This is a genomic window from Tateyamaria sp., from assembly GCF_059783535.1.
The window spans coordinates 27,726-30,191 of the sequence record NZ_JBYNDP010000041.1 but is presented as its reverse complement, the minus strand read 5'-3'; the positions used below and the strand labels follow the sequence as shown (position 1 = coordinate 30,191).

Annotated in this window: 4 protein-coding genes and 1 pseudogene; 4 read left to right on the top strand and 1 reads right to left on the bottom strand. The window is 61.2% G+C overall.

Annotated elements, in window-relative coordinates; all coding sequences use genetic code 11:
• Positions 1–248, top strand: a pseudogene (locus tag AC6RA8_RS10215) (PepSY-associated TM helix domain-containing protein); the annotation flags it as partial.
• A 93-nt stretch (positions 249–341) separates the two neighbouring features.
• Here AC6RA8_RS10215 and AC6RA8_RS10210 read toward each other — a convergent pair.
• The gene (locus AC6RA8_RS10210; RefSeq protein ID WP_500352550.1) at positions 342–1,013 is read right to left on the bottom strand and encodes an SGNH/GDSL hydrolase family protein; all 672 of its coding nucleotides are present in this window, start codon (positions 1,011–1,013) and stop codon (positions 342–344) included.
• Between the two features lie 114 nt (positions 1,014–1,127).
• Here AC6RA8_RS10210 and smpB point away from each other — a divergent pair, with 114 nt between their 5' ends.
• From smpB to AC6RA8_RS10195, 3 genes are all read left to right on the top strand, one after another.
• On the top strand, positions 1,128–1,604 hold the full coding sequence (gene smpB / locus AC6RA8_RS10205; RefSeq protein ID WP_189370065.1) for an SsrA-binding protein SmpB: 477 nt from the start codon (positions 1,128–1,130) through the stop codon (positions 1,602–1,604).
• 142 nt (positions 1,605–1,746) lie between these two features.
• A complete protein-coding gene (locus AC6RA8_RS10200; protein ID WP_500352548.1) occupies positions 1,747–2,016 on the top strand; it encodes a hypothetical protein in 270 nt (89 codons plus the stop codon).
• 73 nt (positions 2,017–2,089) lie between these two features.
• A partial coding sequence (locus AC6RA8_RS10195) for a rhodanese-like domain-containing protein (protein WP_500352546.1) occupies positions 2,090–2,466 on the top strand: 377 nt, incomplete at its 3' end.

Below are 2,466 nucleotides of genomic sequence, written 5' to 3'. Positions count from 1 at the left end.
TGATCTGCCTGTCTGTCCTGCTTCTCTGTGTGTCGGGCGTGGTGATGTGGTGGAAGCGGCGCCCGGGTGGTCTGCGGCTTGCCGCACCCGCGCTGCCGCGGGACATGCCGCTCTGGCAAGGGGCCGTGCTTGTGGGGCTGGCCATTTCTCTGGCCTTTCCCATGGCCGGGGTCACGCTGTTGGTAGTTCTGCTGCTCGACTGGCTGATCCTGTCGCGAATTCCAGCGCTGAAACAGGCGTTTTCATAGGGTTGTGACTTTCGAGGGCGTACGACACGTACGCCTTACAATCGGGGCACCGGGCAACCGTTGCTCGTCGATAGGCGCACAGGAACGTGCGCCTTACCGTATCACCGCCGCAATCCGATCCGCGATGGCCGCACTGCCCTTCGGTGAGGGGTGAATCCGGTCCGCTGCGTGAAAGCTCAGATCGCCATGCGGAACCAGATCGGCAATCGACACGAATGTGACGCCCGCGTCACGTGCAGCCATTTTTTCCAGACGCGCCTCATAGGCATCGCCTATGTCGCGGCAGTGATCGATCATCGATGGTTGGCCCGGTGTGCGCAGATATCCGACAAAGATCACCCGCGCGCCATCGGCCCGCGCCTTGCGCACGCTATCGACGACCGTGCCACTTGTGCCGTCCGCACTGATCAACCTGTTCAGCTGGGCGTCACACTTGCGGCATCCACAGCCCAGCCACAGATCGTTGCCGCCACCATTCATGATCGCCCAGTCCCAAGAGCCGCTTGCGTACTGGCTGCCAATCCGTAGCCCGAGGCTGCCGCTGACAGGCAGCACGTAGTGATAGCGCGCACCAACCACCGACCGGTCGACGACATTGGCCCCTAGCCGCTTTTCCAACACCGCCACCACAGAGCGGCTCGATGCTGCATTCCAGGCCAACATGCTGTCACCGGTGGCAATAATCCGTGCAACGCCCGAAGAGGGCACAGGTTCGGCACAGCCCAGCAAGGCGGCAAATGCCGCCAACACCATCCAGACCCGCATACCAATTCTCCGTTTCTTTCCCCGATAAGGATACTATCTGCGCAAATCCCAAGATTCCATGAACTCCTACAGGCCCCTTGCCTGCACCCGGCCAACCCCCTACATCCAACGCCCATGGCGCAAGGTAAATCAGACCCGAACTACAAGGTGGCTGCCGAGAATCGGCGGGCCCGCTTTGACTATGCAATCGAGGATGACCTCGAATGCGGCATCGTGCTGGAAGGGTCCGAGGTCAAATCGCTGCGCGCCGGTGGGGCCAACATCGCCGAAAGCTATGCCCATGTGGACAATGGCGAGCTGTGGCTGATCAACAGCTATATTGCGCCCTACGATCAGGCCAAATCGTTCAAACACGAAGAACGCCGCCCCCGAAAGCTGTTGGTCAGCCGCAAGGAACTGTCGAACCTCTGGAACGCCACTCAGCGCAAAGGGATGACGCTGGTGCCACTCGTGCTCTATTTCAATCACAGGGGCCGCGCGAAGCTGAAGATCGGCATCGCCAAGGGCAAGAAGCTGCACGACAAACGGGATACGTCTGCCAAGCGCGACTGGAACCGCCAGAAACAGCGTCTGCTGAAGGAACGCGGCTAACCCTACGCTTCCGTTCAGTTATGGGAAAACAGGCGCCACTTTCCCCTGAGATGATCTTGCAAAACTGCGCTACCCCAGTGCCGCCGGTGCGCAACGGGGGGCGGGTCGGGTTAAATACGACCCCCGCAAGGAAGGGAATACCATGGAACTCCTTATTGGCCTCATCTCCGGGGCGGTCGGTGGCAATGTCGCGGGCGGTATGCTCAAGAACTTGAATCAAGGTATATTCATCAACTCGCTCAGCGGCATTGTCGGCGGCGGAATCGGTGGCACGGTCCTGTCGATGCTGGGTGGGGACGCCAGTGGCGGCATGGACCTCGCGGGGATCCTGCAACAAGTGGCCGGTGGCGGCATCGGCGGTGGCGCGGTTCTGGCGATCGTCGGGGCTTTGCGCCAACAACTCGGCCGCTGACGCGCAGGCCTTGCCAATCTGGTCCCTCCGGCGTTAGTCAAAGGCGTTTTTGACCGCCCGGAGGGACTCACCCATGTCAGACGATCCAAAGACACTTGTATCGACCGACTGGCTGGCTGCGCATCTCAAGGATCCCGACCTGCGGGTTCTTGACGCGTCTTGGTATCTGCCGGATGCGGACCGCGATGCGCGGGCTGAATACGAGGCCGCCCACATCCCGGGCGCCCGCTTTTTTGACATCGACGAAATCAGTGATGCTCGGTCGGATCTGCCGCATATGGCACCCCCGCCAGAGAAATTCATGTCGCGCATGCGGGCGATGGGCGTGGGCGATGGGCATCAGATTGTTGTCTACGATGGGGCTGGGCTTCTGAGTGCAGCGCGCGTGTGGTGGCTGTTCCGGCTGATGGGGCACCGCGACGTGGCTGTGCTCGATGGCGGTTTGCCGAA